The sequence below is a fragment of the Sulfobacillus thermotolerans genome, from assembly GCF_039623705.1.
Taxonomy (GTDB): Bacteria; Bacillota; Sulfobacillia; order Sulfobacillales; family Sulfobacillaceae; genus Sulfobacillus; species Sulfobacillus thermotolerans.
Genome location: NZ_CP133983.1, coordinates 1,047,318 through 1,071,404, shown reverse-complemented (window position 1 = coordinate 1,071,404; position 24,087 = coordinate 1,047,318). Strand labels below are relative to the sequence as shown.

Sequence of the window (24,087 nt, the reverse complement as noted above, 5' to 3'; positions counted from 1 at the left end):
GACTAAGACGACTTTCTTGGGGCGATGGATGAAAACGCAGGGAGAGGATGAACAGCGTACCGATTTAGAGTTAATGGTACGAATTCAAGCAGGCGATCAGGATGCCTTTGCCATTTTATATAACCGCTATGCCCCTCGCGTGCTCGGGCTCACGAGACGCATCATTTTTGATGACCGTGAATCCGAAGACGTGATGCAGATCGTATTTCTTAATATATGGCAAAGATGCCATGCCTATAAACCTGAGCGGGGGTCCGTTGAAGCCTATATTTTTCAAATTGCTAAAAGCCGCATCATCGATGCATTGCGCCAAAAGCGACGGGTAGTGACCGAAGTCTCTAGCACCTTTCTCGATGAGCCAGCGCCGTCTGAAGATGAGATGGCCAAAATTGACGCCTTATTGACGGCCAGACAATTGATCCAACCTCTGAGTTCGCAGGAACGACAAGCCATTATCTTGACGGTTTACGGAGGATTTAGTCAACGAGAAATCGCGCAAATGCTAAGGAAGCCCTTAGGATCCGTGAAGAGTTGGATACACAGAGGACTTCATAAACTGCGAACCGCATTGGAGACTCATCAAGAAACAGAAAGGAGAGAACCCCGTGGCCCATTTAACTGATGAGGCATTGCTCACAGCACATCGTCGCTACGGCCGCGTGCCCAAACACTTGCGGACCTGCCAATTATGTCAAAAGCGCCAAGCCGACCTACTTCGCGCCTTACATCAACTTGCACCGGAACCCTACGCGCACCCTAATGTCGATGCCTATAGCATTTTGGCCCAAGCCCACTTTACGCCACGTCCAAAGGTTTCCCGTATCCTTGCGGTGGTAGCTAGTGCAGCTGTTTTGGCAGCCATCCCAGTGGCCCCATCACATCCCACGTGGCCCACTCCTGTTGCCATGACGGCGTCAAGTCTACCGTTTAGCACTAGTCACGTCACTCTTCAGTGGCGACCAGGCGATATCATGGGACGTATCCACACCACAAATCTGAGCCCCCACTTGGGCCGAGTCCTCGAAGTCTGGATGGTCAAAGGACACCAACACATCCCTGTCACCGTGTTGCCTCTCACGCGCACACCCCAGACGATAACTTTTGCGGTGCCATACCCCGCCCGCGATGCGCGCGCCGTCGGCATTACCATGGAACCGGCCCCTAATATGCCGGTCCCAACCAGCCCGCGCATTTTCGGTTACCATTTCTCTTCCTAGCCCTCTCCCTGAGATGACTGCTCTCGGCATTGTTGAGCCATGCGCGCAAGAAAATCACGCACTTGCCTGGGTGTTTTAAGCGTTATTTGCGTCACGTTAGGAGCTTGGCTGAGCCGTGCCATAACCAGCGGCCGTTCATCCACCGGCCAGCACCAAATCCACCGTAAAAACTCCCTATCGATTTTTTCTGGACAGCCCGGCGCCATGTCCGGACGACTTCGGCCACGATATTGGACCAGGCGCTTTAACACTCTCCACAAACACAGGTGCCGGGGAAAATCCAAAAAAATCACGGTATCCGCAGCTTGCAGCCGAATATCCAATGTCGCCCCATAATTGCCATCGATAATCCACGTGGGTCTTTGCACGAGATTTTCTTGCAAAATTCGCCATTCGTTTCGGCTGGTTTCTTTCCAATTTGGATGCCAATAGACTTGGTCTAAATGAATGACAAAAATCCCCGTCAGTTCTTGTAATTGTCTCGCCAGCGTGGACTTACCAGCCCCACTGGGACCAATAACGAGAATTCGTTGCATAAAAGCTCCTTTCGTTGCGGGGCTCCTCTAGTATGCCGAACGAGCGAAGGTCTCTTCGCCAAACTCTAGGCTGCTGTGTATTCTGCTTGACAGCCCAATTCGCCCAAGCCCACAACACGAGGCATCCGTTTAGGTTTGAAGTAACCGTCCATAGTTTAACGCGCTTTAGACCGCGCCACATCAATCATACCAGCCGTAGTCCCTGTCTGTTCGTCAGCAAACCTTGTCGCGACCACCTGCGCTACGTGGGAGTAATCCCCAAATAAAAAAGAAGGCTGCCCCCATGGGGACAGCCCTAGGCCATTTAAGGTCAATTACTTGAACTCGCCGTAGATGACGCCGAGGGCGACGTGCTTGGAGCGGTGCTCGTACTCGTCGAGGGCGACGTACTGGATCCGGTGGAAGGCGCTGTACTAGGGCTAGTACTCACCGTCGTTGTCAAAGCCTTGACCTGGGCAGTCGCTTTGACAAGGGCTGCGAGTTCCGCTTGAAATTTGGCGATGACGTTAGATAACGCGGTCGGTCCAGATTGACCCCCCATCGTTGCTTGCGCATGTTGAGCTGCCATGACCGTTTGGACCGTTTGCGCTAACGTCGTTTTAATCGTCTGCAATTGCGTCAACGCTTGCTGCATTCCGGTCGCAGATCCTGTCGAGACCGTCTGCGATAAGCCTTGCAGATAGGCGCGAATGGCCGCGACATATTGCTGACGCGCCGTCTTTACCTGCATGATGAGGGCATGCATTTTTTCAACATCCGCCAGCACCTGAGACGACTGGCTGTGAGCGTGGCTGGTCGCCTGTTTTGGCAACGACACTACATGGCTGGGGACAGCGGTCGAACTCTTAGATGCCACAGAACTCGCCTGCGATACACGGGCCGCAACCCCATTAGATGTCGTAGACACGGCATGCGCGACAGCCTGACTGGGCAAGTTAGCTGGACTGTGTCCATGGCCTGCTGCCATGACGGGTACGGCCGCGGTCACCGCTAATGCCGCCGCCACAATAGGCGCTGTTTTCCACACGTTCATTATTCCATCACTCCTACCAAATGTTTTGTCTTGTTTTCTCGTTCAGGGATTTTGCAGTTCTTGCAAAAGCTGATTCAATTGCGCAACAGATTTCTGCAGTTGTTCGACGGTAGCCGTCGAAGCCTTCGACGATGTCGCTACCTTAACCGCTAATTGCCCATGATTTTGCACCACGCTAATATGAACCGCTGGTGATTTGGTCACCGATTTTGCGGTCACAACGGAACCAGATACAGCAGTAGGACTTTGGGGCGTGGCCGTCGCGGTATGAGCGACCCCACATCCCGCGGTTAAGCTCCCTATAATTAGGAGCCCGCCAACACGCCATCCGTGGCGTAACATGGATTCCCTTCCTTTCGTTGTGTCTTCATCATGCATGATTCGACACCACCGTAATCCTTCCTCTTTTTCCTACCGTGTTTTTACCACTAACCTCTTTTGGCCTTTTACGGTTCTGAAACGCCGAGGCGGAGTGACGATGGGCTTGAGCCGTCTCACCCGGCAAAATAATCTGGATACCAGCGTATAAAGAATTCACCGTCGCAGGAGGCTCCGTTAATCCAGGGTTGACTAACATTAAGACGCGCCGCTCCGCTTCATGTAAGGACAGCACCTCGGAAAAATGCAACATGTAGGGGCGAAGGTCTCGATACCGCCATACATAAGGCACGGCTTCACTTTTAGGCTCAGCGGGGAACAGATTGCCATAGTATTTCCACAAGGGAGCCGCCCCTAATTCTTTAATGGCTTCATACGGATCTTGTATCATTTCGATGCTCCTTCCGATGTCTTGTTACGTTCCGCTTCTAAAACCGCTTCTTTGAGCAATGCGCGAGCAATTTTTCCTGTCGGCGTAGTTGGCAATTTCTCTAGCACGACTAATTCTTCTGGCCATTTATATTTCGCGAGCCCTTTGGCCTCCAAATGGTGGCAGATGTCTTGAAGCGTCAAAGAGGCTCCCTCACGGAAAGACACCGCAAGACAAGCGCGTTCCCCCAATCGTAAATCGGGACGCGGCAGAATCGCGTGTTGAGCAATTTCTGGCAGGTCGGATAATAAGGACTCGACTTCCAATGCACTAAATTTCAGTCCCCCACGATTCAAGGTTTCCGTCGCCCGTCCCCGGTACTGAATCGTCCCATCAGCATTCCAACTCGCTAAATCTCCCGTACGGAGCCATGCCTCTGCATCCACCTGCTCCGCCGTCAATTCCGGATCGCCATAATAGCCATGAAAGAGATAGGGACTCCGGTAATACAAATCGCCGACATCCCCAACGGGCGCTGGAGCCCCCTCGATCAAAATCCGCACCTCCGCACCGGGAGCCGGAAGCCCCACACTCTCCCCAACAATGGCATCAGGTACGCCGGGCCTCGTAAAGATACCCGACCCAATTTCTGACATACCCCACTGAATCACTACTCCTGCATTCAAATGCTGACGTACCGCAGCAATGAGCTCTTTGGGAACAGCAGCCCCACCTGTACGAATCTCACGAACCGATAATTGATAAGAATGAGGATGGGCATCCAAAGCACTCATCATGTCGCGCAACTGCGTCGGAACAGCAAAAATAACAGTGGCCTGAGACGATTGCGCACGTTCTAGAAAGTCCATAACGTTCCAGTGCGCGATAAGGCTTTGCCCTCCCCCCATAAGCAGGCTGATATGAACCGATAAGATGCCAAACAAATGGGTAAAAGGGCTGCCACTGAGAATGATGTCCTCGGGCCGCGCCTTCCCTTCGGTGGCAGTAACCCAAGCATTAGACAGCAGGCCGTCATGGCTATGCACACAAATTTTAGGACGCGTCGATGTTGTACCGGATGACGCGATAAGCATAAACGGATCGTCCGGACGCACCAAAACGGGTTGCCACGAATCTTGCCGCCCTCGCTCCATTAACGTGTGGTAATCCTTCATGGCGGGGTGCGAGAACGACCCTCCCTGGGCTCCTACCACAATAATTGTTTCCAGAAAGGGAAGCGTTTCCAGCAGATGTTGTGTCAACGTGGATTGCTGATGGCCCCGAAATTGATCTGGCGTGATGACAACACGAGCTTGAGTCCGGGATAATAGAGCCGATATTTCCCGCTCCCCGTGCGCCATATGCAATGGCAGCATCACCGCGCCGCGCATGGCAATACCCACATGAGCCACTAAAAATTCCCACGAATTGGGCAAATGAACGCCAACAACATCCCCACGTCCAATCCCCATGTTGGCCAGAGCTGTTGCAAAAGCGCGAGCGTCTTCCTGCCATTGTTGCCAGGTATATGACCTTTCCCCATCGTATGCCGCAATACGGTGGCCATAATGCGCCACGGTTTTGTCAAAGACGTCAGGGAGTGTGTAGCCCTGAAGGTAGGATTGCAATGACACTGGAATGTTAAATAAATAATCTTTTTCCGTTAGCACTGGCCTTACCTAGCTAAGTTCTCGGGAAACAAATCGCGTTGTCCCATGGTTGTAGCCGTCTACATGCTCAAGACGAACTACATAGCCAGGCATCCTCCCTTCTTTGAGATCCGCTGCACGTTGCGCGTGAGCGATTGCGGTAATTAAAATTTACCGGAAAACATTATATATAATGTATTATTCATTCTAGCCAACCAAAGCCCCTGCCGCAAGACTCCAAACCTCGTAAATATTCCAAAGCCTCCTAGGCCAAGTTCTTACTTTCGTGCCATTATTCTCGCAATATTAAGCCCCCCCCCCCTCATTGACCCCTTACACAAGGCTACTCACAAATAAAACCTTGTTATTGGCATCATTTTTATTGAAGCCCTCTTTAATATAATATATTATATATGCGCATATCCTCCTTATCTCTATTTTCTGACAAACAGAGGTGAATTTATGAAGCCTGAAACAGCGATTTCTCCGAGTAGCGTGCTCTCCCGACTCGAACGATTATCCGTTTGGTCTATGCCCTATTTATTTATTGGCGTCATCGGCGTGGGTTTTTTGTTCACGTTCTACGACATGTTTGATATTAATGTGTCGTTTATTCAAACCTGCACCCAACTCGTCCATGGTTGTACGCCGGAGAGTTCGTCCACATGGCTTGGTTTGCCCGTTCTTTTAAACCTTGTCGGCTATGTCATCGGCACCTTAATTTTAAGCCCTTTGTCTGATCGCATCGGCCGGCGCGATATGCTGCTTGTCACCATGATGATTACAGGAATCGGCTCCTTATGGACAGCTTTTTCTCCCACCTATAACCAATTCATCTTCTCTCGCATTCTGACTGGCGTGGGAGTCGGCGCAGACTTGGCCATTGTCAATACGTATATCAACGAAATCGCCCCACGACAGGGTCGAGCCAAGTATACCTCCTTGATTTTTATAATGTCCTCGTTAGGAGCGTTTTTAGGCATTTGGCTAGGCTTGTTACTGACAACGCCTGCCACTCCATTTCCTCTGGGCTTGCCGTTTGCTATGGCTAGCGCCCATTACACCAATGGCTGGCGCACCATGTATTTGATTGGCGGACTGCTTGCTGTCACGGGCATTTTTGTGCGTATCCGCCTTCCCGAATCGCCCCGTTGGCTCATTACCCAAAATCGAATTCATGAGGCCAGCATGGTTGTGTCCCTCATGGAAGACATGGCGTCTTTACGCGGACCCTTGCCCCCTATCACAGAACAAGTCGAGCCACCAGCAATTGGAGAGCCTGCCATTCCCTACTCCGCAATTTTCTCCAATCCGCTCTATCTTAAACGGACAATTTTACTCATGGCCATGTGGTTTATCAGTTACGTGACGGTGTATACGTATGCAGCGGGGATGACCAGTATTTTGGTCAGCTTGCATTTCGCGCCACCAGAAGCAGGGCTGATCGCTGCATTTGGAACCTTCGGATTTATTTTAGCCACGATTGTCGCATTTTACACTGCAGAGCGGCTTGAGCGAAAATACTGGCTGCCGATTTCTGCCGTCATTTGCATATTAGGCGGCATTTTCGTTGCCGAAGCGGGATCAGATTTTGTGTTGTCTGTGCTGGGTTCCTCGATGATCTTTTTTGGCTTTAACCTCTGGGTCCCCATGACTTATAGTTGGTCGACAGAAAATTACCCCACTCGCGCGCGCACCACGGGATTTGCTTTGGTGGATGGCATTGGCCATTTAGGCGGCGGTGTCGGCTTGATGGTGATTGCACCACTAGCCTTACACATGAGTGTGATGTCCGCATTTTTGATGACGGGAGCATTTTTAGCCGTAGGCGCCATCATTGCACAATTCGGGGTCAAAACCCGCGGGCGCCAGTTGGAGGAAATCTCCCCGTAACTTTTCTGTCCGTAAACCCTACCTTGATTGGGGTCAAAATTCGAGTAGCGGCGGGTGACTAACCCGCCCCGCCGGGTAGAAGGGCTACTCACTTGGAGTAGCCCAACCCCCACGGAACCCAGCGTGCGGGTTTCCCGCACTGAGCTCTTCAGCGCTGAGTGGTTGTGAGACATAGGGTTCCCTCTCTGTCAGGATTTTCTAAAATACTTAAACACAGTATCTGGTTTTGTGTGGATCACGGTGGTCCCAACGCTTTCTTCGCGGACGCACTCATCGGAAAGTCTTTCGTCTTCCCGGTCTTCTGTTCGGTAATCTGAATGCGCTCCCGCCATTTCGTGGGCGTTTCGCGCACATCCCCGACGGTCAGGTTGAGCAGGTATCCGACGGCCAATCCATATGATCGAACGTTTAAAGAACAAGCGGTTCAACTGGCGGTGACACAACAAAAAAGTGGCACGCGAATTGGGCATGCCCAGTAAGACCTTAGGTAGTCGGCTGCCGTCGTGAGTCCCACGAATTCATGAGCGGCACCACTTTCTGGTCATGTTCGGCTCTGCAGCCCGCGCGGGTCTAGACTTCTCTCCCGTCACGCGCACCTTGCGGTGCGCCTGTCCGCTTTAGCGGTACCGCGAGAGACCTACCCGGCTAAGAACGTGTACGGTCCCTCCATCTACCGGGTGCATTTACGTGACGCGCGCTTGACCGTATTGGGCTTCATTCTGTTGAGCGAATTCGCCCCACGCGCCCCGCCTCGGATGCACATCCTGTTCGTCCGGCCGGAGGTTTGCGACCGGCTTCCTTCAGATCCCGCCTCGCGACGAGCACCTTGCCTTAAGCTATGGTTGGAACGGTCATCCCCCCCTTTGGGACTTTCACCCTAAAGCACACACCCATGCCGGACGCACCGATAAGCCGAGTGAGATTATATTCTCACTCGGCTTATTATTAGCAAAAACAATTTATGCGGTCACAGTGCGGGCCACGGTAAATTTGTTGAACCAGTCCCCCATATTGTTTGGTGGAGTGGCTGTCATCTTTGACACCCGCACGATTAAATCCCCAATCCCATCCACTTGCAAATGCATCTCGTCGCCAGGCTTGACTTCCCCCACGCCTTGCGGCGTTCCCGAGGCAATAATGTCGCCAGGGAATAAGGTCGTTTGATATGAGGCCAACGAGATTAATCGCCGGATGGAATAAATCATGTCTTGGGTGCAGCCTTCTTGCCGCAACGCCCCATTAACCCATAATCGAAAGGTCATGTGGTTGATATCCGGTATTTCATCTTTGGTAACAATCCACGGCCCAATCGGACAAAACCCGTCAAACCCTTTACGATACGGGCGATCTTCAGGCCCGCGCACGGACAGATCGAGCAATCCCGTAAATCCAAAAATCGCTTGTTCTGCCTCGTCTTCTGTAATGTTTCGCACTTGACGACCGATGATAACACCGACTTCCGCCTCATGATCCGTTCGCCGTTCGGCAAAGGGAAGCGTGATGGTCTCATCCGGCCCTGCAATAGATGAGGAAGGCTTCAGAAATAAGCCGTAATCTTCAATGGTTTTGACTTGTGTGCCGGCGTAGACGCCTTTGGCCCCCCCCATCTCTTGCTGATGCAATACGTAGTTTACGGGGGCAGCAATAATTTTCGAGGGCATGGGCACAGGCGCGCGTAAATGCACCTTGTCGAGCGGCTGCCGGGGGCCATTGGCTGCTAAATCTTCCCACTGCGCACGTTTCGCGTCAAACTGAGCAATAAAGGGGAGCATCCAAGCATACGGCCAACGAGGTGACCAATCCGGAACCCAATCGGTAATATCAACCACGCTGTGATCGACAATAAGGCCAACTCGCGCTTCATCAAATACGGCTAACTTCATTCGGTTTCCTCCTGACTACGATGACTGCTGAGATACTAATCGGCGCAACAATTCGGGGCGAACCGTCTCCGGAATAGGAATCGCCACGGGAGTTTCTACATCTTTAAATGTTACCCACGCCCGTTTTTCACGGCCATGCGCAATACGTTGACCACGACAGACAATATCGTGTAACAATGTCATAGACTTATTCCCGACGTGCTCCACCGTCGTCGACACTTCAATAGGATCGCCAAAATGCAACGGAGCAAAAAATTGAATAGAGGCCTCGAGCAAAGGAAAACCAATACGCTCCACCGTAAACCACTGGGGACTACTCTGTGCTAAAGACCCGATAAAGTGATGAGTTGCTTCATCAAACCAGGCAAAATAATTCGGATAAAATACGAAACCCGCCGCGTCGGTATCCCCCCATGCTACCTTAGTGCGCCAGATATCCTGCCCTGGTGTTGGTTCATCGTCCTGCTCCATACGGTCTTCTATCATGGCTACCTCTCCTTGCTCAGAAATACATCCAGGATTCTTTATTCGTCAGATTAATATGCAAGGCGCGACATCTTCTATATTATATATTATACTTTTTCTTGAAGACAATCTAAATTGTCATGATAACCACGAACTTGCGCTCCATGGCGAAACAACATGTGCCCTGCATAATGGATTGGGCCCATGCAGCATGCTAGAGCATTGATTTTGTCCGTTACAATTCATCATCCTAGGAGGTCAACCGGTGAGTTTACAAGATATCGCATTTCCCGCCATTGTCGTCGGCGCTGGTCCTGTAGGCATGACGGCCGCCTTAGCTTTGCGTCATGAAAATATTCCGGTCATGGTCTTAGAAGCGGAATCTCAAGACCGCCTACGTCCCGGTAGCCGTGCCATTTTTCTGCATAAGGCTACACTGCAATTACTCGAAGACATCGCCCCCTCGTTAGGGAAGACCATGGCACAACATGGAGTGGTTTGGCCGGTTAAGCGCACGTGGTTTGAAGGGCAAGAAGTATACACCAAAACGTATCCATCCCCTTCCCCCGATACTCTTCCCCCGTTTACCAGCTTGCCCCAAGTACAAATCGAGCAATTTTTATATCAAGCGTGCTTGGAGCAAGGAGTTGAATTTGTGTGGTCTAGTCCTGTTGAGACATTACAGATCGAGCCCACCGGCGTTGTGGTGAAAACCCGCAATGGCCACACTTATACCACGTCCTATGTCATCGGCGCTGACGGAGCCCATTCCACTGTGCGTCATGCTGCTCATATCGATATGGAAGGCACACGCTCTGCCAATACCTTTATTGTCGTCGATGTTTCTGAAGACCCCGATGATCCCCTACCGCTAGAACGCGTGTTCCATTACAACCACCCGCAAATGGATGGACGCAATGTCTTGTTCGTGCCTTTTGCGGGCGGTTGGCGCATCGATCTGCAATTAAAGGACAGTGACGTCGTCGAGGACTATGCTGGTCTCGACGCGGTACGACGTTGGCTTCCACTTGTTATGGATAAGAAATATGCGGACCGCATTACGTGGGTATCGACCTATCAATTCCTTCAAGTTGTCGCGAATTCCTTCACTGATTCTTTGTACCGTGTCCTGCTCGTTGGCGAAGCCGCCCACCTGTTCGCGCCCTTCGGTGCCCGCGGATTTAATTCCGGCGTCCCCGATGCCGTAACCGCTGCGCAAGCCATTCACCAAGCGCTGAACGCCAAGTCGTCCTCCGCAGCGCAAGAGGCTATTGCTCATTTTGCCGAGCAACGCCACCACGCCGCGATTTACAACCGGAACGCAGCCGGCATCGCCCTCGAACACATCCAAGGCGCATCGAGCGGCATGCAAGCCAAACGTTATGTCGCTGCTGCTTTGTCTCCTGCGTGGCCTGCACTCGGGCGCTGGCTTGATGAAGGACCATATGGACCGCGCTCCGGCCCATCTGCTACTACCAAATATTAAGAGAAGAGGGTTGCTAATGACACTGCCGGAATTCACCGTGTTTTACTCGCAATTGAATCCAGAGCGATTAGGCAAGGTTTATGACAACGCCTTAAAAATGCTGACCGACCGCCTAGCCAGTAGTCAAGAATCGCCGGAAACCTTGAGTCCCGTGATTCTTGACGCCGCTATGATTCTCAGTACACACTTGCTGCATGAATACCATAACTGGTTAGCCCAATCCCTTGCTTCCACTGCAAAAGACGAATAATAAACACAAAGGGCAGGCCCTGAACAGCCTGCCCTTTGTGTTTATTAACAAACGTTACGAGACATAAACTTTTTGTGCTTTAATATGGTAGTACTGGTAGTAATAGATATCAATGTTTTGGACGACGACCAACGCTTGTTTCTCACGGACCACCACTAAGCCATCATGACCTTTTTCCGCCATGTTACCACAGCCTTTAATATACTTTCATATGTCACGTGGGAGAGGTGAACGGAAAATGATTGAACCCGGTTCTAACACGAGGCCCTATCAATTGGACAAAGTGGTGGGGGTCATTGCCATTATGGCCTCGGCACTTTCCCAAGAATACGGTTCCGGTATCAACTTTGTCGCGACACAAAGCCTTAGCGTCTACCCTCGGATCGAATACCTCGTCCCTTTAGCCATGTTTGTTACCGGCTTATTCTATCTTCCTAAAGTCTTTCTCTTTATGCGCTTTGGCAAAGTCATGCCAAGAGCCGGCGGGAGCTATGTTTGGATTACCCGAAGCCTAGGCATGCAAATCGGCTTTATCGTCCACTTTTTATGGTGGGCCAGTTTAGCTTTCGCCATAGGTGTGCTAGCCTTTGCCTTTGGTACCTTCCTATCCGCAGGACTTGTCAGCGCAGGATTGCCAGGCGCGACCTTCTTTGTCACGCCATGGGGTCATATTTTGGCCGGAGCCGTAGCCATTTGGCTCATTTTTTGGATGCATTACCGCGGTATAGGGCATTATGCCAAACTGGTAACCATCTTAATGGGTGTCGTCATTCTGACGGCCGCTATCGTCATCGCTGTGGGATTCAGCAACACGCCCGCTACATTTGCACAAGCGGTACACACCAAATTACACGTGTCGTTGGTGGCTCCCACCACCTTTCCTGCCCCAAGCTTATCGGCATTTCTCTCGGTCTGCACCCTCTTCATTTTTGCTTACGGAGGAATCTCTGCGGCGCCGTTTTTAGGCGGAGAAGCCAAAGACAGCACGCATTCCATTCCCCTCGGAATTTTTTGGGGATGGCTTTCGGCAATCGTGTTGTTTTCTCTGGTATCCCTGGCCATTTTCCACGCGGCTCCCTGGTGGGGCGTCGTCACATTAATTCATCACGGCGATACAGCGTACGCAACCACCCCAGGACTGGTAGGACTCTTAGGATCTCCAAGCCTTGCCGCCGCTCTTAATCTATTAGTCGCCCTCATTGTTGGCAAAACCCTCGCTCCACAAATGATGGGCACATCTCGTCTCGTCTTTGCATGGGCCCAAGACCATTTGTTTCCGGCCCGGTTTGCCAAAACATCGAAATGGCACACTCCGGCGGCTGCTCTATTTCTCAGCGCCGTGATCGGCACCTTATCTTTAATACAGTCGGCGCTCGTCGGATGGTCGATCGGCGTGACATTTCGGTCCATTGCGATCTTATTGGTCCTAGCCCTGCTCGGCATTGGCGTGCTAAACCTAAGGTGGGGATCGCATTTTCGCCACAGCCATTGGCGAGAACCGATTGCCCATGGTTGGGCAGTCGTTATCGCCGCTGTCTTAGGAATTATTATTGCAGCCCTGTTAATTAGCAGCGTCCTCATCGTACCGAAAACCCCCGTAGTCTTCCAGCCTGCCTTTCAAGCCGTCGTTGCCATTCTCGTAGGAACAGCCATCTACCATTGGTCTGTAGCACACGCCAAAAAGAAAGGCATTCATATTCATGCCATTGCTGAGGACCTTCCTTTGGAATAGGACGCATTGGCCTTCCACTAAAAACCGCTCCGGATTCCTCTCACCGGGGCGGCTTTGGTCTTTAGCGTATTTGTCTTAATATATTAAGGCGCATAAGATTTGGACGCGGTTTTTGTCTTCCTATCGTTAAAAAGGCCACCGCCGAGGTAGCCCATGACAGCCAAGCGACAATCAGCGTGTCCCCCACGACCGTTCCCGTAACAAAATGTGTAATCAATGCAACCCCTAGCAAAGGTATCCCAACCAAGCTATTTACCAGATGGTGAGCACTATGGCGTTGTTGCCACACCCACCACACGGCACCAACTGCTACCCCCATTCCGCTTAAGTGAAACAGCTCCTGTACAAGAAGGGTAGGGTGAGCATAAGTGATCCACGCGCCCATATATAAATTGACGGCCAAGGCCGTTGCCATCCAGACCTCAACACGAGACGACAGAGCTGTTCGGGAAGTGACCACAGGATACCGCCATAACGCCAAAACCATCACAACTAGAACGCTCTGAGCCGCTAACCCTAACGGGGCTAAAATAGCCATAATCGCAGCCGGAACATTCCACAAGACTCCTAGAGTGCAAATCACAGTCTCAATAGCTAATAAGCTCAGCAATATCACCATAAAGCGCTTCCACTGCTGCGCATAACGGCTGTAGCGCCACGCACCGACTAAAAATACCACGAGAGCCACTACAAACCCTAAAGTCAGCAAACGATGTACATATTCAATCACCACAGCTGTGTTATCAAAACGAGGGACCACCGCGCCGTGGCACAATGGCCAATCCGCGCCGCATCCCTGGCCTGAATGCGTATCATGATCGATAAAGCCTGCAGCGTTCACAGCAAAGACACCGATGACACTGATGATGCCCATCGCTTTTAGCCATCTCAAAGATGGTGTGGTATTAGATCTCATAGCCCACCTCCGATTAAAACCTCCTTATTACATATCGCTTCGACAACCCCTTGCGTATACCATTTTCCTTCATATCCCCAAAGGGACTGAGAATGTCCATGGAGGATAGCTTCATTATAAATATTATTGGAAATGATTGGGTAAAATATGTCATTTAACTCAAAATACATGACACAATGGCGGTCTCAGACATGAGGCTGCCACTTGTCTGGGACCACCCACACTCTCCTCTTGTCAAATCCTGTCCCATCCCATGCCTTCAGGCTTATACAGTAACCGGTTAGAGCCTTGACTTCCTTGCCCCCATGTTTGGCTCTTTTTGTGCCCATGGCTCAAGGTTAGCAAGCATGGTCTAACAGGTTTCTACTAAGCCTTCAATGTTCAAGTCCCTGTCAATATTGTCCGAGCTGCTTCTTCGAACACCATCACCCCGATTTCGCAATCTTGGGGCGAAGACCATTCATCGCGAGCATGACTAACGCCCGCAGCACTTGGAATAAACAGTAGTCCTGAGGGCACGGATTGAGCCAAGATCATAGCATCATGTACAGCCCAACTATTGAGAAACATTGTTGGAATCTGAAGGCGAGCAGCAGCGTCGCTTAAGATATTGCGAATCGTAAGGTCTAACGCTACTGCCGCCTTATCAACCCTTTGCACGATAGCCCCTGCCGCCCATGAGGCTTGCCACCGGCGCAAAACCGCTTCCCGTATATCGTCATTAGGTGCGCGAACATCAAAAGAAATTGCAGAATGACCGGCAATAACATTAGGACTACCAGGATCCGCGATAATATCGCCAACCGTCCCCACACATTCATGGTCCATAACGGCCTCATGCAAGCCCACAACAGCCTGCGCTGCCGCAAGCAAGGCATCTTGTCTTTTGTCCATGGGCGTAGTCCCTGCGTGGTTTTGATGCCCCGTAAACTGCACATACCCTTGCGACCTTCCCGCAATCACGTTCACAATCCCTAAAGGAATTTGGCGCTCTTCAAGGATCGGACCTTGTTCCACGTGGATTTCTAGATACGCACAGATCGGCACCGGTCTTATGGCAGACAAGGATTCCCATGTCACCCCATACGCAGCCGCCGCATCCTCTAAACTGTGGTTTCCACTTGCATCTGCCATTGTCATAAATTCTTGGCGCGTCAAAGCGCCTGTGATAGCTCGGCTTCCTAATAAACCGGAATTAAACCGCACCCCTTCTTAATCAGCGAATGCCACGATGGCCACATTGCCATAACCGCCAAATTGGCATTCACGCAAGGACAAGAGCGTTTCTAGTGCCGCGGCTACCCCGTAGACTCCATCGAAATCACCTCCGCCCGCCACGCTATCTAGATGGCTACCGAGCACCAGATATTCTTGCCCTGGCTTAGGTGTCCACAGTCCCCAAACATTACCCGCCCCGTCGCGAAACGCAGTAAACCCCTCATACGTGAGGATCTCTGCCAACTCTCGCCGCGCCAACATATCCTCATCCGTCCATGCTACCCGAAATACTCCATTGTCCTGGCGCCCAATGCCTTGTAGTCTGTGAAAGTAATCCCAAAACCTTCGTCGGTTCATGGGCTACGCCCTCACTGCCGCATGCTGAAAACCAATAAACTGCCCATTAGGGGGCTGGCCTGTAGATTGATAGTCCCGAATAGCCCATTGGCCACCTACCATCACGTCCCGCGGAAAACCTCGAACGGCCCACCCTTCATATGGTGTATAATCGACACGCTGATGCAATTGTTCCACATGGATGGGCGGTGGAACCCTTTGAGGATCAACAATAATAATGTCAGCATCGCTACCGGGCAACAGTGCACCCTTATACGGAAAAAGTCCAAACGTTTTAGCAGCATGCGTCGACATCCAACCGACCGTGGAACCCAAGTCAATCTCTTTACGCTGAACCGCATTTAACAATAATGGCACCCGCGTCTCAATTCCTGGCCCTCCATTAGGAATCTGTCGAAAATCATGAATGCCGAGTTGCTTTGCCCCCTCCATGTCAAAAGGACAATGATCGCTCGAGACAATGCCAATGTCTCTTCTTTTCAATGCCGTCCATAAAACTTCCTGGTCTTTAAGGGAGCGTGATGGGGGCGTGTACACAAAACGCGCGACAGAAAAACTGTCCGGTTCATAGACTTGGTCATCTAAGAATAAATATTGCGGGCACGTCTCCGCTGCCAAGTTCGCACCTAATTGGCGCGCGAACGCGAGAGCTTGGACCGCCTCATGAGAACTCATGTGCACAATATATGCTGCCGCTTTGGCTAGTCTGGCGAGTTGGCCCACACGAAACACCGCTTCCCCTTCCAGTTCTGCCGGCCTCGTTATCCCATGATAACCCGCTTGATAATGACCAGCCATGATGGCGTCTTCGGCAATCACATCGATTACCGGACCATTTTCCGCATGAACCATGGTCATAACACCACTGTGACCTGCCGTTCGCAAAACTTTATAAATATCCGCATCGGAGAGCATAAGTTTGCCAGGATAAGCAGTAAATACCTTAATCGTGTGCACTCCTAGGGAAGGCAATAATGCCAGTTCTTTAAGCCACTGGTCATTCATTTCGGGAATGATGATGTGAAAGCCGTAGTGGGCCCACGACGCCCCACTTTTTTCTTTCCATCGTTCCACTAACGCGGGCAACGATTCCCCCGGTTGTGGCTGGATAAAATTCATGACGGTTGTCGTACCACCAAACACGGCGGCCTTTGTCCCTGAACCCATATCATCAGTCGTCACCGTGTCGCCAAAATCCCAATCGAGGTGCACATGTGGGTCAATCCCACCAGGGAGAACCCAGCATCCACTCGCATCCAATTCCACATCATAATCTTGACGATTCACATCACGGCCAATGTAGTAAACGCTTCCCTGGACAATGCCCAAGTCTGCCTGAATGAGTGTATCAGGCGTCAGACCAATGTAGCCGTTTCGAATTATCGTGCGCACGAGTAGCCCCTCCTACTGTCGATGTTGACGTTGTTATGCTCACGCGAACCCTCTAAAACAAAGTAGCGATGCGGGTATAGAACGTCTTAAGCGCATCGCCACTTTGTGATGCGTTAAAGTTCTGCTTCTTTGGGCTCTGGAATAACCGTAGCAACCACATAGGGTCTCATCAGCAACGCATAACTTACAAAACTAGCAACGATTCCGACAAACCACGAATACGTATACAAAACGTGCAGGCTTGGAATAAAAAGTCCGATAAAAGCTCCCAATAGCCCCACCCCAAAGGCCATTAGACCCCTGAGATTCCAGCCGTTTTGGTAACGAAAATCTCCCGACCGTTCGAAGAATTGCTCAACATCATAATGTTGGTTGCGTACGACATAGAAGTCCGCCAACATCAACCCCGCAACAGGCCCTAAAGCCCCACCAATGGCACCTAACACATCGTAAATCGTGGTGGCATTGTTAAACCACATCCACGGGACAAACAAGACTCCTAAGGCAATAGCTAAGATCCCCGCGCTCACAAAATGCAGTTTTCTCGGGAACAAATTGACTAAATCGTAAGCAGGCGATACGACATTGGCACCAACATTCACGGATAGCGTAGCGACGATAAGAGTCAAAGCACCAAATACCAAGATGAGAGGATTATGGAACCGTTGCAATAAATCGACGGGATTTGAAATGGCGCTTCCAAAAGCTGCTAAAGCCCCAGACGTCGTGATAATGCTAATAAGGGCAAAGAGGATGGCGGTAATCGGCAATCCAATAGCCTGCCCTACTACCTGATCGCGCTGGCTTTTAGCAAATCTTGTGAAATCGGGAATGTTCAGGACTAATGTTGCCCATACTCCAATCAGTCCGGTAACCGCCAAGGGAAACGCCGCGTCAAATGCGGCCGGTGATAGGTGACTTGGCTCGGTAAACAGGGGCCCTAATCCATGAGCAGCGTTAACCGCCCATACCACTGCAATCAATCCCATAATAATCACCATGGGGCCCGCCCATAATTCGAAATGTCGAATTCTCTCCATACCATGGGATATGACCAACGCATGCAAAATCCAGAACAATCCAAACGCAATCGCGACATTAGCCTGCAAGCCCAAGAAAGCATATTGTGAGAGACTGTTCCAACCCGGAATCAATAAACCAAACAAGGCATTGATGGCTAAGCTACCCGCGTAGCTCTGCACGGCAAACCAAAATATCGCGACAAAGGCACGCAATAACACGGGGATTTGTGCCCCTTTGTAGCCAAAAGCCGAACGAATCAATACCGGAAAAGGTAATCCATATTTAGCTCCCGCCACCCCATTCAACCACATGGCCAAGACCAGAATCACATTGGCAATTATGACAGCAAGCAAGGCTTGCGCCACACTAAAACCTTGGCTTAGAAGAGCCGCGGCGGTTTCGTAGGCGACAATATTGTGGACCATTCCCATCCAAATGGTGCTGTAATTCACCCATGTCCAGCGCCTCTTTTCTTTCGAAATGGGAGCAAGGTCGACATTGTACAATTCAGGGTCTTTTACCATCAAATCGTTGGCCATTGCCGCTCTCTCCTTTTTCATGTTAACTTCATGGTTAAACTATCATTTTTATCTATCATTACCGATATAGGATATGACAAAAATTTTTATTTCGTATGTTATTTATTACAAAAAGCTATTTACTTGTGTAATGTATTTCTTTCACTCAAAACTGATCGGCAGTAACGGTTAGCGTGGCCTAGTGAATGAATCCTGTAAGACGAAAGACCCATCAATACACGTTTACACGGACAACTAATCAACCAAATTCCTGTGCAACGCACTCATATATGTCGGAAATCTCTTGTCAGGCACGTCAAAAGAAGCCGCTCGCAAATCGTATTCTTTCTGGATACTCAGCGACTGCAGAATGTTGTGCTTTAACTGCCTTGGGGGGGCACTGAGGTTGATGCGAAAAGTTCCTTAACACTCGCAACGTGGATCACCCACAACGCACGCAGGCACTTGGAGCAGAAACCAAGTGGCGTTTACAGAACACACAAAATTAGAATTGAACTTATAATCCACCATGCGCTTATACGCAAGCAATGCTGCCTCATACTATTAAGGCTCTTTTGGCTTTCACGAACCAAAAGAGCCTATGTCTTGCAAACGTACGCCGAGGCTTTCGCTTCATTTTTGGCAACACGCCGGATCCCAGGCGATCTCTATAGCATCTATACCCTGATAGCGTCAAAGGATCCACTGCCCCTGCGTCACAGCAATACGCCTGGGCCAGGGATCCATTGCGGCGTGAAATCATACCATTCGCCCTGCGCATATGCTATTTGGCCATTAAGCCAAGTCGCTTGAATTTTCGCGGGCAATACTTTCCCACAATAAGGATTGTGTCGGTGGGCATCGTAGATAGTTGAAGACTCCAAAGAGTGATCAGAATGAGAATCAACTATGGCTAAATCCGCCCAATACCCTCGTTGAATAGCCCCCCGGTCTTGCAAACCAAATCTTTTGGCCACATTGGTACTAAGCAACGCGGACAGCCGTGGCAATGGGATTTGCCGCTTCAACCACCCTTCCGATAACAGGACTTCCACACTCGATTGTATCCCGGATATCCCTCCCCAAATTTTTGACACATCGCTCCCCGTTTTCAGCCCTGGCGGACTCGGGGAATGATCACTCGCGATCCAATCCACATAGCCCTTCGCCACACAGTCCCACAAATCCTCGACATTTTGGGCAGAGCGCAGCGGCGGGGCGCATTGATAACGTGCTCCCCTTGTCAAATAGTCCTGATCGGTCAAAGTCAGGTAATGCGGACACGTCTCTACTGAAACATCGACACCACGCTGTTTCGCCTTGAAAGTTTTCACCACTGTATCTGCCAAAGAAGCATGAACAATATGAATTTTAGCCCTCAAACGCTCTGCCCAGTATAAAAGTCGGTCGACCGCCGCTATTTCACTATCTGGGTTGTGAACCTGCAAATAATCTTCGCGCCGCCAGCCATTTTCAAGAAAACGCCGTTGACCATCCATTACGGATTGGTCCTCAGCATGCACAGCGATCAAGGCACCCGACTCCGCCGAAAAACGCAAAGCCGCTATGAGCGTCTCTTCATCAGCCGCAGGAAATTCCGGAACGCCAGAGTCTGCCATAAAAAGTTTAAATCCCATGACGCCCGCGTTCCACAATGCGCGCCATTGCTTTATTCCATTATTCGCTACCCCACCCCATAATCCAAAGTGGGTGCGACAATGCGCTTGGGCAGCCGCCAATTTTTGCTGTAAAGCTTCCCTAGTTGTGGTAGGAGGCAGACTATTCAATGGCATGTCAAAGATAACACCAACCCCGCCAGCCAAAGCCGCACGAGACCCCTGATGAAATCCTTCCCAGTGAGTACGTCCTGGTTCATTGAAGTGCACATGCGCATCGATCATGGCCGGCATAACGACCGCGCCCCGCGCATCATAACTTGCGGAAACTAATCCCTTAGCTAAGTTTCCTGGGCCAATCCTTTGGATGCGTCCCTGATCAATAGTTACGTGTCCCCACATCTCATTGTCCTCCAGCACAATGTGGGCATTGTAAATCGTACGCATCTTAGTACATGTCATGACGCGGCGCTCCTTCCCTTAAATCCAGTTCTTTAAGAAAAAGGAGCGCAACCCGCACTGTCAAAAGATCTTCGGCATCACTAAGCGACCGATGCAGCAAATCTTCCAACTTACGTATTCGGTACAACACCGTGTTGCGGTGGACATACAGAGCTTTAGCCGCTTCCGATGCCTGATTTTGGTTTTCAAAAAAGATATCCATGGTTTCCAGCAAAACAGCACGTTCCGGTTCTGAGAGTGTTAACAAGGGCCCAAATACTTCTGTCACAAAACGCGCACGGTCTTCGGGGGCAATCTGGCGAAGCAATGCTTGAAGACTTCGAGCCTGGTAGACGTTGATCACATGATTCGTAAGCGTCTTTGCGACCTCGCGGGCTTCTTGCAAAGACAATGGCAAATGACTTGCTGAAGGATATAATCGTCCTAAATGAAACGACACCTTAACATGAAAGTGAGCCCACAAAGCCTGGCTGGCCTCTTCTAATTGACGATAATTCCACGAGAAATCGTCTCCTTCCATCGACTTAGAACCAGGCGAAGCGATTCCCACCAACTCATCATCGTCAGAAGCCAGAATCAGTCCCCAACCCTTCTGGGTCAAAAACATCTGGAGCCATTGAGCCGTTTCATCCAAGAGCGAAACGCGTTGATTCCAATGGTTACCCATTCTCTGAAAGCCCGGTCCCGTTTGCACATGCACCACCATGGCACCATAAGGACCCTTGAACAATACGTGATCGAACCGAAATGGCGAAGTCAATGTCGATACAGGTGTCAACGAGCCTTCACGGGTCATACCCTCAATCCATTGACGTTGTTGGACGTACAATTGCTGCATGGACCAATACTGCTTGGCTCTCAATAAGGCAATGGCATGGATCGCCGCCGACAGCGCCATTCCTAGCGGTTTTCGCCGCCTTACAAGAATAATCTCTCCGTACCATACACCTTCCCGAATAACGGGATAGCCTTCTGCAGTTTCCCCACTAGCTACAAGTCCTTGAGGACTTCCATCACGCACATAAGAAGCTCTGTCGCGCAATTGCTGTGCAACCATTTCAAAAAGAGCATTATTTATGCCGATTTCATCCGCCAGTCTTTGACGCACGGAATCTTGGGCAGCTCGAAAATCGACCGAAAATTGCACATGACCAGGAACACAGTTGATCGACCCGTGAATGACTTCCAATATCCCCACAGTGGCTATACCAATCGGTTCATAGCGATACCCCAAGGTATTGATGGCCAAAACCATTGCACTGGCCGCGACCAAAGCATCTTGACGACGTGCCAACGGCGTCGTCCCCGCATGAGCACTGTCACCCCTTACGCTGACAAGCCATCGTTCTTGGCCAAAAATTTCAGAAACCACGCCGATGGCACACTGGGCATCTTCTAATTCTGGACCCTGCTCCACATGAAGCTCAATATAGGCTTCATAATCCGAACGATTTGCTTCTCCCATAGATCGCCAATCGAGGCCATTCATCTGCATGGCTTCGAACAAGCTCGTCCCTTGATCATCCACAAGACGCGCCACTTCTTCCGGCTGCCAAGCGCCCAAGATGGCTCGACTGCCCAAACATGTCATGGGAAAGCGGCTTCCTTCTTCTTCACAAAACGCTACCACTTCTAAAGATTTTTCAGGCACTCTACACCGCTTCTTAATTTGTGATAAGGCGAAAATTCCCGCCACGACGCCGTACACTCCGTCATAAGCGCCACCACCCCGAACGGTATCGAAATGCGATCCCGTAAGAATCGTATGGCGAGAACGGCCCTCAATCCGCCCATGTACATTGCCTACCGCGTCAACCCAGGGATTTAATCCTTCCCCGCGCATTAACTGCACAAGGTGTCTCTGTGCCGCTGCCCATTGAGGGGAATACAGGCGCCTTGTAACCCCTTTTCGCGTCGGTTCTTCCGTGTATTGGGCTAACTGTTGTAAATCGTCTTCTATTCTTCTGTATGGATTGAGATCAATCATGCTCATCACCTTTCGCGGTCAAAGCTAGATCAACAAGACTCGTAGGACCTTTACGCCACAACGTCGCCACGACGGTTGAAAGTACCAACATGGCCCGAGATGAATCGGCCATGGCAATGTGTTCATCAGGGCCATGCGCCCCCATTTCGAAAAGATTGGCTTGCCCCGCCCCATAACAAATAGTCGGAATCTGTGCTTCGCGATATTGATAGAACTCGGTAATCAGTTCCGCCCCGGCTTTCACACTGTCGCCGCCGCGTTCACTGACAGCGGCATGCCGCGACCGCCCCCTAAGCACAATGGTCCACAAAAGAGCCCCTCCGTGTCGATCCACTACCACATCAGCACTACCGGGGCAAATGGCCACCGTGTGGGCAGGCCATGAGCCAAGTGCCAACAGGCGCTGGGGACCAAGGTATCCCCCTGTTTCCTCATCGCCAGTGAGCATGACAAACACAGGAAATGAAGGCCTTACCATCTGATATGCCATATATACCGCATACAAATATCCCATGACGTCGGATTTTGACACAGCAGCACCCCGGCCATAGATCACCTCATCTTTCAGGTGGCCGCTGTAGGGGTCGACACTCCAGCCCTCCCCGGGAGGCGTTGTATCAAAATGCGCATTAAGAATCACGGCCTGATCGGCGTCTGGACCGATTCGGGCTAAAACATTCACCGCTTTCCTCACATGGTGCTGGTGCGCTAAACTGTCTGGCACATGATCGATTCTAACGGTATACCCTAATCGCTCGGCGACTGCCGCTACATATTCAGCGGCCAACGTCATATCCGCCCCAGGGTTTTCACAACGCACCTGCAATAGACCGCGAAAATCTTCAATAAATTCTCTCATAACGTGATCTTGAAGCCTTTGCATCTCAGCGAAGCCGCTTATCCCCATCGCACACTCGCTCCTCACACCAATTTTTTATCCAGTCCGCCGCCGCCTCTACCCCATCTATAACCGGATAGGACCAATGCGGCGTGATATGAGATGTCAGCCCCGTCATCGCCGCACATCCTAAACACAGAGCATACGGCGTAGAGGGATCCGCATCCACCAATTCTGTCCGAATCGCATCAATAGTCGCAGAGGAATTCGCAAAGAGGTCGGCCGCCGATGCATGGACAGCCCGGACAATGCCCTCCTGCTGCCGCTGGGATAAATAATTAGACAACACAGGAATCCATGAATCACCACTTGTTACAATTAAGGGGGGAATTCCAGCATTTGCTGAAGCCCATAATGATGCTTGCAAAATGCCAATAACAGGTTTATGGACCAATCGGTCCCGCAAGACCGGAATTAATGGATGGTCACTATAACACGCGACAATAACGGCATCCATTTCCGCAGGCAGTTCGCCTAATTCCTCCATACAATACCAAGCACTCTCCCACGCATCCCGTTCAGATTCAATAGAAAGCGGGCCCCTTGTCGGACAAAAAGCCACGATTTCCGCCTCTGGCAGCTTGTTGCGGACCGTCTCGGCCAATGCGTAAGATAATTCCACCTGCGTATTTGGATTAATAACAAGAACTCGCACGCAACTTGCCCCTTTCTTTCCCACAATCAGCGCCTGACGCCATGCGCCCACGACAAGACCACCCGTTAATATTGTGATCGTGTCGTAGGCGCCAAGCATTGTTATATCCTACAAAGCTTTTGGGGCCATTCGTGACAAATACCATTGCAGGGT

At 50.8% G+C, this 24,087-nt stretch carries 23 protein-coding genes; 6 read left to right on the top strand and 17 right to left on the bottom strand.

What is annotated here, in order from left to right; all coding sequences use genetic code 11:
• The first annotated feature begins 28 nt into the window (after positions 1 to 28).
• A complete protein-coding gene (locus ORD20_RS05445; RefSeq protein WP_158246383.1) occupies positions 29 to 622 on the top strand; it encodes an RNA polymerase sigma factor in 594 nt (197 codons plus the stop codon).
• The gene (locus ORD20_RS05440; protein WP_103376647.1) at positions 606 to 1,217 is read left to right on the top strand and encodes an anti-sigma factor domain-containing protein; all 612 of its coding nucleotides are present in this window, start codon (positions 606 to 608) and stop codon (positions 1,215 to 1,217) included. The genes ORD20_RS05445 and ORD20_RS05440 overlap by 17 nt, the downstream gene beginning before the upstream one ends.
• Here ORD20_RS05440 and ORD20_RS05435 read toward each other — a convergent pair.
• From ORD20_RS05435 to ORD20_RS05415, 5 genes are all read right to left on the bottom strand, one after another.
• The gene (locus tag ORD20_RS05435) at positions 1,214 to 1,753 is read right to left on the bottom strand and encodes a DNA topology modulation protein (RefSeq protein WP_103376648.1); all 540 of its coding nucleotides are present in this window, start codon (positions 1,751 to 1,753) and stop codon (positions 1,214 to 1,216) included. The two genes, ORD20_RS05440 and ORD20_RS05435, sit on opposite strands and share 4 nt — an antisense overlap.
• 310 nt (positions 1,754 to 2,063) lie before the next feature.
• Positions 2,064 to 2,786 (bottom strand): hypothetical protein, encoded by a 723-nt coding sequence (locus tag ORD20_RS05430; protein WP_103376649.1) that lies wholly within the window; start codon positions 2,784 to 2,786, stop codon positions 2,064 to 2,066.
• A 42-nt stretch (positions 2,787 to 2,828) separates the two neighbouring features.
• A complete protein-coding gene (locus tag ORD20_RS05425; protein ID WP_146039109.1) occupies positions 2,829 to 3,128 on the bottom strand; it encodes a hypothetical protein in 300 nt (99 codons plus the stop codon).
• Positions 3,129 to 3,156: 28 nt separating this feature from the next.
• Entirely contained in the window at positions 3,157 to 3,555 is a 399-nt protein-coding gene (locus ORD20_RS05420) for a hypothetical protein (RefSeq protein WP_430626581.1), read from the bottom strand.
• Positions 3,552 to 5,204, bottom strand: coding sequence for a class I adenylate-forming enzyme family protein (locus tag ORD20_RS05415; protein WP_103376652.1), 1,653 nt, complete (start codon positions 5,202 to 5,204; stop codon positions 3,552 to 3,554). The genes ORD20_RS05420 and ORD20_RS05415 overlap by 4 nt, the downstream gene beginning before the upstream one ends.
• Before the next feature lie 441 nt (positions 5,205 to 5,645).
• Between ORD20_RS05415 and ORD20_RS05410 the strand changes: the two genes are divergently transcribed.
• Positions 5,646 to 7,076: an MFS transporter gene (locus ORD20_RS05410; RefSeq protein WP_103376653.1), complete on the top strand. Its 1,431-nt coding sequence runs from the start codon at positions 5,646 to 5,648 to the stop codon at positions 7,074 to 7,076.
• Between the two features lie 959 nt (positions 7,077 to 8,035).
• On the opposite strand, the gene ORD20_RS05405 is transcribed toward ORD20_RS05410, so the two are convergent.
• A complete protein-coding gene (locus ORD20_RS05405) occupies positions 8,036 to 8,959 on the bottom strand; it encodes a fumarylacetoacetate hydrolase family protein (RefSeq protein ID WP_430626580.1) in 924 nt (307 codons plus the stop codon).
• A gap of 15 nt (positions 8,960 to 8,974) precedes the next feature.
• Positions 8,975 to 9,445: an acyl-CoA thioesterase gene (locus ORD20_RS05400; RefSeq protein WP_242968636.1), complete on the bottom strand. Its 471-nt coding sequence runs from the start codon at positions 9,443 to 9,445 to the stop codon at positions 8,975 to 8,977.
• 244 nt (positions 9,446 to 9,689) lie between these two features.
• Here ORD20_RS05400 and ORD20_RS05395 point away from each other — a divergent pair, with 244 nt between their 5' ends.
• Together ORD20_RS05395 and ORD20_RS05390 are read left to right on the top strand one after the other, a co-directional pair.
• Positions 9,690 to 10,910, top strand: a complete 1,221-nt coding sequence (locus ORD20_RS05395; RefSeq protein WP_242968637.1) for an FAD-dependent monooxygenase — start codon at positions 9,690 to 9,692, stop codon at positions 10,908 to 10,910.
• 16 nt (positions 10,911 to 10,926) lie between these two features.
• Positions 10,927 to 11,160: a hypothetical protein gene (locus ORD20_RS05390; RefSeq protein ID WP_103376655.1), complete on the top strand. Its 234-nt coding sequence runs from the start codon at positions 10,927 to 10,929 to the stop codon at positions 11,158 to 11,160.
• Between the two features lie 54 nt (positions 11,161 to 11,214).
• Here the strand turns inward: ORD20_RS05390 and ORD20_RS05385 are convergent, their stop codons facing one another.
• Entirely contained in the window at positions 11,215 to 11,343 is a 129-nt protein-coding gene (locus ORD20_RS05385; RefSeq protein ID WP_255398166.1) for a hypothetical protein, read from the bottom strand.
• A gap of 55 nt (positions 11,344 to 11,398) precedes the next feature.
• Here ORD20_RS05385 and ORD20_RS05380 point away from each other — a divergent pair, with 55 nt between their 5' ends.
• Positions 11,399 to 12,892 carry an APC family permease gene (locus tag ORD20_RS05380; protein WP_158246384.1) on the top strand — a complete coding sequence of 498 codons (1,494 nt, stop codon included), beginning with the start codon at positions 11,399 to 11,401 and terminating at the stop codon, positions 12,890 to 12,892.
• A gap of 61 nt (positions 12,893 to 12,953) precedes the next feature.
• On the opposite strand, the gene ORD20_RS05375 is transcribed toward ORD20_RS05380, so the two are convergent.
• From ORD20_RS05375 to ORD20_RS05335, 9 genes are all read right to left on the bottom strand, one after another.
• A complete protein-coding gene (locus ORD20_RS05375) occupies positions 12,954 to 13,808 on the bottom strand; it encodes a hypothetical protein (RefSeq protein ID WP_103376657.1) in 855 nt (284 codons plus the stop codon).
• 381 nt (positions 13,809 to 14,189) lie between these two features.
• On the bottom strand, positions 14,190 to 15,014 hold the full coding sequence (locus ORD20_RS05370; protein WP_103376658.1) for a M20/M25/M40 family metallo-hydrolase: 825 nt from the start codon (positions 15,012 to 15,014) through the stop codon (positions 14,190 to 14,192).
• A 6-nt stretch (positions 15,015 to 15,020) separates the two neighbouring features.
• Positions 15,021 to 15,383, bottom strand: a complete 363-nt coding sequence (locus ORD20_RS05365; RefSeq protein ID WP_103376659.1) for a M28 family peptidase — start codon at positions 15,381 to 15,383, stop codon at positions 15,021 to 15,023.
• A gap of 3 nt (positions 15,384 to 15,386) precedes the next feature.
• Positions 15,387 to 16,775: a dihydropyrimidinase gene (gene hydA / locus ORD20_RS05360; protein ID WP_103376660.1), complete on the bottom strand. Its 1,389-nt coding sequence runs from the start codon at positions 16,773 to 16,775 to the stop codon at positions 15,387 to 15,389.
• A gap of 113 nt (positions 16,776 to 16,888) precedes the next feature.
• Positions 16,889 to 18,337 carry an NCS1 family nucleobase:cation symporter-1 gene (locus ORD20_RS05355; protein WP_207654695.1) on the bottom strand — a complete coding sequence of 483 codons (1,449 nt, stop codon included), beginning with the start codon at positions 18,335 to 18,337 and terminating at the stop codon, positions 16,889 to 16,891.
• Between the two features lie 695 nt (positions 18,338 to 19,032).
• Positions 19,033 to 20,394: an allantoinase AllB gene (gene allB, locus ORD20_RS05350; RefSeq protein WP_103376661.1), complete on the bottom strand. Its 1,362-nt coding sequence runs from the start codon at positions 20,392 to 20,394 to the stop codon at positions 19,033 to 19,035.
• On the bottom strand, positions 20,381 to 22,381 hold the full coding sequence (locus tag ORD20_RS05345; RefSeq protein WP_430626579.1) for a hydantoinase/carbamoylase family amidase: 2,001 nt from the start codon (positions 22,379 to 22,381) through the stop codon (positions 20,381 to 20,383). The genes allB and ORD20_RS05345 overlap by 14 nt, the downstream gene beginning before the upstream one ends.
• Positions 22,374 to 23,288, bottom strand: coding sequence for a M20/M25/M40 family metallo-hydrolase (locus ORD20_RS05340; protein ID WP_430626578.1), 915 nt, complete (start codon positions 23,286 to 23,288; stop codon positions 22,374 to 22,376). Before ORD20_RS05340 ends, ORD20_RS05345 begins: the two co-directional genes overlap by 8 nt.
• Positions 23,266 to 23,985: an aspartate/glutamate racemase family protein gene (locus ORD20_RS05335; RefSeq protein ID WP_430626577.1), complete on the bottom strand. Its 720-nt coding sequence runs from the start codon at positions 23,983 to 23,985 to the stop codon at positions 23,266 to 23,268. Before ORD20_RS05335 ends, ORD20_RS05340 begins: the two co-directional genes overlap by 23 nt.
• Positions 23,986 to 24,087 lie beyond the last annotated feature (102 nt).

Bases quoted from the DNA above. Each gene is read 5' to 3' on its own strand.
- ORD20_RS05445 (WP_158246383.1), top strand. From the start codon at position 29: ATGAAAACGCAGGGAGAGGATGAACAGCGTACCGATTTAGAGTTAATG.
- ORD20_RS05435 (WP_103376648.1), bottom strand. From the start codon at position 1,753: ATGCAACGAATTCTCGTTATTGGTCCCAGTGGGGCTGGTAAGTCCACG.
- ORD20_RS05430 (WP_103376649.1), bottom strand. From the start codon at position 2,786: ATGAACGTGTGGAAAACAGCGCCTATTGTGGCGGCGGCATTAGCGGTG.
- ORD20_RS05425 (WP_146039109.1), bottom strand. From the start codon at position 3,128: ATGTTACGCCACGGATGGCGTGTTGGCGGGCTCCTAATTATAGGGAGC.
- ORD20_RS05420 (WP_430626581.1), bottom strand. From the start codon at position 3,555: ATGATACAAGATCCGTATGAAGCCATTAAAGAATTAGGGGCGGCTCCC.
- ORD20_RS05410 (WP_103376653.1), top strand. From the start codon at position 5,646: ATGAAGCCTGAAACAGCGATTTCTCCGAGTAGCGTGCTCTCCCGACTC.
- ORD20_RS05405 (WP_430626580.1), bottom strand. From the start codon at position 8,959: ATGAAGTTAGCCGTATTTGATGAAGCGCGAGTTGGCCTTATTGTCGAT.
- ORD20_RS05400 (WP_242968636.1), bottom strand. From the start codon at position 9,445: ATGATAGAAGACCGTATGGAGCAGGACGATGAACCAACACCAGGGCAG.
- ORD20_RS05390 (WP_103376655.1), top strand. From the start codon at position 10,927: ATGACACTGCCGGAATTCACCGTGTTTTACTCGCAATTGAATCCAGAG.
- ORD20_RS05385 (WP_255398166.1), bottom strand. From the start codon at position 11,343: ATGGCGGAAAAAGGTCATGATGGCTTAGTGGTGGTCCGTGAGAAACAA.
- ORD20_RS05380 (WP_158246384.1), top strand. From the start codon at position 11,399: ATGATTGAACCCGGTTCTAACACGAGGCCCTATCAATTGGACAAAGTG.
- ORD20_RS05375 (WP_103376657.1), bottom strand. From the start codon at position 13,808: ATGAGATCTAATACCACACCATCTTTGAGATGGCTAAAAGCGATGGGC.
- ORD20_RS05365 (WP_103376659.1), bottom strand. From the start codon at position 15,383: ATGAACCGACGAAGGTTTTGGGATTACTTTCACAGACTACAAGGCATT.
- ORD20_RS05355 (WP_207654695.1), bottom strand. From the start codon at position 18,337: ATGGCCAACGATTTGATGGTAAAAGACCCTGAATTGTACAATGTCGAC.
- allB (WP_103376661.1), bottom strand. From the start codon at position 20,394: ATGACATGTACTAAGATGCGTACGATTTACAATGCCCACATTGTGCTG.
- ORD20_RS05345 (WP_430626579.1), bottom strand. From the start codon at position 22,381: ATGATTGATCTCAATCCATACAGAAGAATAGAAGACGATTTACAACAG.
- ORD20_RS05340 (WP_430626578.1), bottom strand. From the start codon at position 23,288: ATGGGGATAAGCGGCTTCGCTGAGATGCAAAGGCTTCAAGATCACGTT.